This is a genomic window from Kineococcus indalonis, from assembly GCF_009906395.1.
Taxonomy (GTDB): domain Bacteria; phylum Actinomycetota; class Actinomycetes; order Actinomycetales; family Kineococcaceae; genus Kineococcus; species Kineococcus indalonis.
The window spans coordinates 1-5,723 of sequence record NZ_JAAALM010000259.1 but is presented as its reverse complement, the minus strand read 5'-3'; the positions used below and the strand labels follow the sequence as shown (position 1 = coordinate 5,723).

General features: G+C 77.7%; 4 protein-coding genes and 2 pseudogenes. 1 reads left to right on the top strand and 5 read right to left on the bottom strand.

What is annotated here, in order from left to right:
- From GTR00_RS13115 to GTR00_RS13110, 3 genes and pseudogenes are all read right to left on the bottom strand, one after another.
- Positions 1-475: carboxypeptidase-like regulatory domain-containing protein (locus GTR00_RS13115; RefSeq protein ID WP_166612053.1), on the bottom strand; the 475-nt coding region annotated here is incomplete at its 3' end.
- Between the two features lie 138 nt (positions 476-613).
- Positions 614-805 (bottom strand): annotated as a pseudogene (locus tag GTR00_RS26410) (carboxypeptidase regulatory-like domain-containing protein); the annotation flags it as partial.
- A pseudogene (locus GTR00_RS13110) lies at positions 805-2,967 on the bottom strand (MMPL family transporter); the annotation flags it as partial. The pseudogenes GTR00_RS13110 and GTR00_RS26410, both read right to left, overlap by 1 nt.
- A gap of 235 nt (positions 2,968-3,202) precedes the next feature.
- On the opposite strand from GTR00_RS13110, the gene GTR00_RS13105 reads away from it, so the two are divergent.
- On the top strand, positions 3,203-3,787 hold the full coding sequence (locus GTR00_RS13105; RefSeq protein WP_166612055.1) for a TetR/AcrR family transcriptional regulator: 585 nt from the start codon (positions 3,203-3,205) through the stop codon (positions 3,785-3,787).
- 24 nt (positions 3,788-3,811) lie between these two features.
- Here the strand turns inward: GTR00_RS13105 and GTR00_RS25030 are convergent, their stop codons facing one another.
- Both GTR00_RS25030 and GTR00_RS13095 read right to left on the bottom strand, forming a co-directional pair.
- Positions 3,812-4,711, bottom strand: coding sequence for a glycosyltransferase family 2 protein (locus GTR00_RS25030; protein ID WP_166612057.1), 900 nt, complete (start codon positions 4,709-4,711; stop codon positions 3,812-3,814).
- Positions 4,712-4,803: 92 nt separating this feature from the next.
- Positions 4,804-5,688, bottom strand: a complete 885-nt coding sequence (locus tag GTR00_RS13095; protein WP_166612054.1) for a glycosyltransferase family 2 protein — start codon at positions 5,686-5,688, stop codon at positions 4,804-4,806.
- Positions 5,689-5,723 lie beyond the last annotated feature (35 nt).

The window sequence follows — 5,723 nt, the reverse complement described above, 5'->3', positions numbered from 1 at the left end:
CCGCCGGCCCGCCGCGCACCCCGGACGGCGCCTCGCCCAGGGCCACGTCGGCGCGCACCTCGCCGCCGGCGTCCGGGACGACGACGCCGGTGGCCACGGGGGCGTACCCGGCGGCGGTCAGGGTGTACGGGCCCGGGCCGAGGTCCTCGAAGGAGAACCCGCCGTCCTCGCCCGTGGCCGCGGTGCCCACCACGTCGCCGGCGGCGTTGGTCAGCGCCACGACGGCCTCGCGCACGGGACGGCCCCCGCCGTCCACGACCGAGCCCGTCAGCCGTCCTCCGCTGCTCACCACGACCTCGCGGGACACCGCCGTGCCGTCGGGCACCTCCACGTGCTCGGCCAGCGGGCGGTGCGACTCGCTGAGGACGCTGAGCACGTAGCTGCCGCCGGGCAGGTCCAGGAAGCGGAAGAAGCCGTCCTCCGCGCTGCGGCTGGTGGCCACGACCTCCCCGCGCACGTCCAGCAGGGTCAGCACGGCGCCCTCCACGGGGTGCGCCGGCGCGGCCGGGCGGCCCGCCGTGCGCACCCACCCGGTGAGCGAGGCGGTCCCGGCGAGCTGCACGTCGCGCTGCACGGGGGCGTCGGCCACCGCCACCAGGGCCGCGGCGGGCTTGGCGCCCGGGGCGGCGGCGATGAGCAGGTAGGTGCCGCCGGCCCCCAGTGGCAGGCGGTAGCGGCCCTGCTCGTCGGTGCCGGTGCGCCCGACCTGCCGGCCGGTCTGGTCGGTGACGGTGACCGCGGCCCCTGGCCGGGGCCCTCGGCGTCCACGTCGGGCACGAGGCGCTCCATCCAGCGCGGCATCCACCAGGCCCGCTCGCCGAGCAGCGTCAGCGCCGCCGGCATGATCACCATGCGGACCACGAGGGCGTCGACGAGCACGCCGACGGTCAGGGCCGTGCCGATGGAGCCGATGACCGCGTCGCCGCTGGTGGCGAAGCCGATGAAGACGCCGCTCATGATCAGGGCCGCGGCGACCACGACGGGCGCGGAGCGCCGGAAGCCGGCCAGCACGGCGCGCTGCGGGGCCAGGCCGTGCGCGTGCTGCTCGTGGATCGCCGAGACCAGGAACATCTGGTAGTCCATCGCCAGCCCGAAGAGGATGCCGACGACGAGCACGGGCATGAAGCTCAGCAGCGGCGCGGGCTGGGCCACCTGGAAGACGTCCGAGAGCCAGCCCCACTGGTAGATCGCCACGACCGAGCCCAGCGAGGCGCCCAGGGAGAGCAGGAAGCCCGCGGTGGCCATCAGGGGCACCGCGATCGAGCGGAACAGCACCACCAGCAGCGCCAGGGCGAGCACCACGATGAGCGCGGTGTAGACCGGCAGGGCGTCGTCCAGGGCGTCGGTGACGTCGATGTCCAGGGCGGTCTGGCCGGTGACCAGGACCCGGGCCCCCTCGGTGTCCGCGGTGGCCTCGCGCAGGGCGCGCACCAGGTCGCTGGTGGCCTCGTCGGTGGGGCCGCTGCCGGGCACCACCGTGATCAGCTGCGCGCCGCCGTCGGCGGAGGGGACCGCCGGGGTGAGCGCGACGACGCCGTCCAGGCCCTGCACGCGCTGGGCGGTGGTGGCCGCCGCGGCGGCCACGTCCTGCGCGGTGGCGCCGTCCACGCCGTCCACGACGACCACCAGGGTGGACTGCGCGCCCGGGCCGAAGCCCTGCACGAGCAGGTCGTAGGCCTGGCGCGAGGAGCTGGCGGGGTCCTCGTTCTCCGCCGAGGGCAGCGCGGTGCGCATCGAGGCGACCGGGACGGCCACGACGCCGACGGCGACCACGGCGGTCAGCAGCGCGAGCACCGGGTGCCGGGTGACCGCGCGCGCCCAGCGGCCCAGCACGCCCGGCCCGGCCAGGGCCCCGTCGGCGCCGGCGGCCTCCTCGCGGGCGCGCTCGGCGGCCGCGGCCCTCAGCCCGGCCGGGTCCAGGCCGCGCTCGCGCGCGGGCAGCACCCGCCGGCCCAGGACGGTCAGGAACGCCGGCACGGCGGTCAGCGCCACCAGGACGGCGATCGCGACGGTGGCGGCGGCGGCCAGGCCCATCTGGGTCAGGAACGGGATGTCCACCACGACCAGGCCCACCAGGGCGATGACGACGGTGGTGCCGGCGAAGACGACGGCGGTGCCGGCGGTGCCGGTGGCCCGGGCGACGGCCTGCTCCAGCGGGTCGCCCGCGCGCAGCTGGGTGCGGGTGCGCGCGAAGACGAACAGCGCGTAGTCGATGCCGACGGCCAGGCCGAGCATGCCCGCCAGGGCGGGCGTGGTGGTGGACAGCGGCACGAGCTTGCCCAGGACCGTGATGCCCAGGATCCCGGCGCCGACGCCGACGCCGGCGGTCAGCAGGTTCGCGCCGGCCGCGGCCAGCGAGCCGTAGGTGAGCACCAGCACGACGAAGGCGACGGCCACGCCGATGGCCTCGCTGGTGTGCCCGACCTCGGTGGTGGACAGCGGGGAGGTGACCTCCACGCGCAGCGTGCCGCCAGCGCCGGGCAGGCCGTCCTCGACCGCCGGGTCCGTGGCGGCGGCGAACGCGTCGGCGGTCTCCTCGCTGACGTCGCCGACCGGGCCGTCGAAGGTGACGGTGGCCGCGGCGATGGTGCCGTCGGCCGACACGCGCGGCGCCGCCGGGTCCAGCGGGTCGGACACCGCGGCGACCCCCTCGACCCCGCGCACGGCGGCCAGCAGGCCCTGCACCGCCCCGGCGCCGGCGCCGGTGAGCGTGCCGCCCGCCGGCGCCTGGAACACCACGGTGGCGGTGGCGCTGTCGGCGCCGGCGGCGGAGAACTCCTCGGCCACCACGTCCAGGCCCTCGCTGGCCTGCGTGCCCGGGATGGAGAAGCTGGTGTCCGGCGCGGCGCTGCGGGGCAGGCCCAGGGCGAGCGCGCCGAGCACGGCGAGCAGCAGGGCCCAGACGGCCAGCACCAGCCGGTGGCGGCGGGAGCTGAACCTCCCCAGGCGGTGCAGCAGGGTGGCCATCGGGGGACTCCTCGGTGGGGCGGTGGGGTGCACGCCGGCGCCGGTGACGGCCGTGCTGCTAGACGGTCGGCTAGTCGACGGTACCCCTTGACCTTGCCGAGCGGCAATCCACCGGTTAGCCGATCGGCAAGTCGATCGTCCGTCGGGCGCGAGCCCCGGGCTAGCCGCTCGGCAAGCGCGCAGCGCCGCCGGGGCGGATACAGTGGCGGGGCCGGACCCCGTCCCCAGGAGGAGCATGACCAGCGCGACCGGCGAGGAGCGGCAGTCGGCCACCGACCCCGCGCGCCTGCACGAGGCCGCGCTGCGCCTCTTCGCGCGGCACGGCGTCAGCGGCACCTCGCTGCAGATGATCGCCGACGAGCTCGGCGTCACGAAGGCCGCGGTGTACTACCGCTACAAGACCAAGGACGAGCTCGTCCTCGGCGTGGCCCGGCCCTTCATCGCGCAGATCGAGCGGGTCGTCGACGCCGCCGAGACCCGGCGCGGGCACCGCGCCCGCGTGGAGGCGGTGCTCACCGGCCTGGTCGACGTCATCGTCGACGCGCGCCGGCTGTACGTCGTGGTCACCAGCGACCCCTCCATCGGCGACCTGTCCCGGCTGCAGCCGCTGCTGCAGGACCTCGGGCAGCGGCTGCTGGCCGTGCTCGCCGGCCCCGAGCCCGACGCGCCCACCCGCGTCGGCGTCAGCCTGTTCCTCTCCGGCCTCGTCGGGCCCCTGCACGACCCCGCCTGCGCCGACGTGCCCGACGAGGTGCTGCGCCGCACGCTGCTGGACCTCGGGCGCCGGCTGCTGCTGGCGCGCCGCGCGAGCCGCGGCTGAGCGCCCGCGCGGTGCGCACGGCGCTCAGCCGTAGTGGCGCGAGGTCGAGGCGCGCTGCGCCTCCTCCAGCGCCGCGAAGCGCGCCTCGGCGTGCGGGGGCAGCACCCGCCGCTCGCGCACCAGCCACGGCACCCCGCGCACCGCGTCCAGCACGCCCAGCGCGCTGGTGCGGTCGCGCGGCACCGTGCGCAGCAGGAACCCGGTGCGCCGCAGCGCCGCCGGCACCGGCCGGCGCAACCACGTGAACCACAGCGTGTTGCGCACGCCGTGCCGGCGGCGCAGCAGCGACTCGCGCAGCACCGAGGCCTGGTGGTGCACCGTCAGGTCCTCCAGGTAGCACAGCTCCCAGCCGGCCGCCGCCAGGTCCGCGGCCAGCAGCTCCTCCTCCCCGCCCAGCCACAGCCGCTTGGAGAAGCCGCCCACCCGCAGGAACGCCTCGCGGCGCACCACCGACGCCCCCGCCAGGAAGCTGCCCAGCGCCGGGCCCGGCAGGCCCGGGGCCCCCCGCACCGGCGAGTCGCGCAGCTCCGCGACGATGCCGTCCTCCACCGCGCCCGGCTCCACGAGGATGCGCGCGGTCAGCACCGCCACCCGCGCGTCCGCGTCCAGCACGTCCGCGGCCCGCGCCAGCGAGCCCGGGTCCCACCAGGTGTCGTCGTCGCAGAACGCCACGTACGGCGTGGTGGCGCTGGCCACCCCGGTGTTGCGGGCCACCGCGCCCTGGTTCTCCGGCAGCACCACCACGTCCAGGCGGTCCCCGCCGGCGGTGCCGCGCGGGTGGCGCCGGCGCAGCGCGTCCGCCGTGCCGTCGGTGGAGCCGTTGTCCAGCACGATCACCCGCGGGCGCTCCGGCAGGCGCAGCAGCCGCTCCACCGCCAGCACCGCCTCCTCGCGCCGCTGCCACGTGATGACCACCACGGTCACGCGCGCGTCCGGCGCACCCTCGGGCACCGGGCCCAGCGGCGCCGCGCCGCCGACGGGCCCGCGCTCCCGGTCCTGCTCGTGCTCCACGGCGCTCACGCCGCGTCCCCGCTCACCAGGCGCAGCCGCCGCTCGACCTCCGCCGAGGGGCGCCGGCGCGCCCGCAGCGCGCGCGGCAGCCGCGGCGCCGCGTCCAGCACCGAGCGGCGGTGCTCGCCCCCCTCCAGCAACCACCGCGCGGTGCGCGCCGCCGCCACCGGAAGCGGCCGGCGCATCCACGCCGTCAGCAGGTAGTTGCGCCCCAGCAGCTCCCGGCGCACGTGCGCGGGGGAGCGGCTCACCGACGGGTGGTGGTGCGCCACCACGTCCTCCACGTACGCCAGGCCCCACCCGGCCGCGGTCAGGTCGTAGCTGACGCGCTCCTCCTCCCCGGCGAAGAAGACGACGTCGTCGAAGCCGCCCACCGACAAGAACGCGTCGCGGCGCACGACCGCCGTGCACGCCAGGAACCCCAGCACGTCCGGGCCCGGCAGGTCCGGGCTGCGCCCCCACGGCGCCGAGGCCATGTCCGCGCAGATCGGGTCCAGCTCCTCGGCCGGCCCCACGAGGGTGCGCCCCGCCAGCAGCGCCAGGCGCGGGTGCGCCGCGAAGACCTCCGCGGCCCGCGCCAGCGCCCCCGGCTCCCACCAGGAGTCGTCGTCGGCGAAGGCGACCAGCTCGGTGCGCGCCGCCCGCACCCCCACGTTGCGCGCGGTGGCGCCCAGGTTGCGGCCCGGCTGCAGCAGCCGCAGCGGCGCCAGCCCCTCCTCCTCCCGGCGCCGCGCCTCCGCGCGCACCACCTCCACGCTGCCGTCGCGGGAACCGTTGTCCACCAGCACCACCGGGCCCTCGTGGCGCGGCAGGGTGGCACGCAGGTCCTCGGCCCGGTCGCGGGTGGCGACGACGACCGTCACGTCGGGGTGCGGGGTGGCGGGGCTCACGGGGCGGACGCTAGCGGCGACACGCCGCAGCGGCG

Coding starts and splice junctions, on each gene's coding strand:
- GTR00_RS13105 (WP_166612055.1), top strand. CDS start 3,203: ATGACCAGCGCGACCGGCGAGGAGCGGCAGTCGGCCACCGACCCCGCG.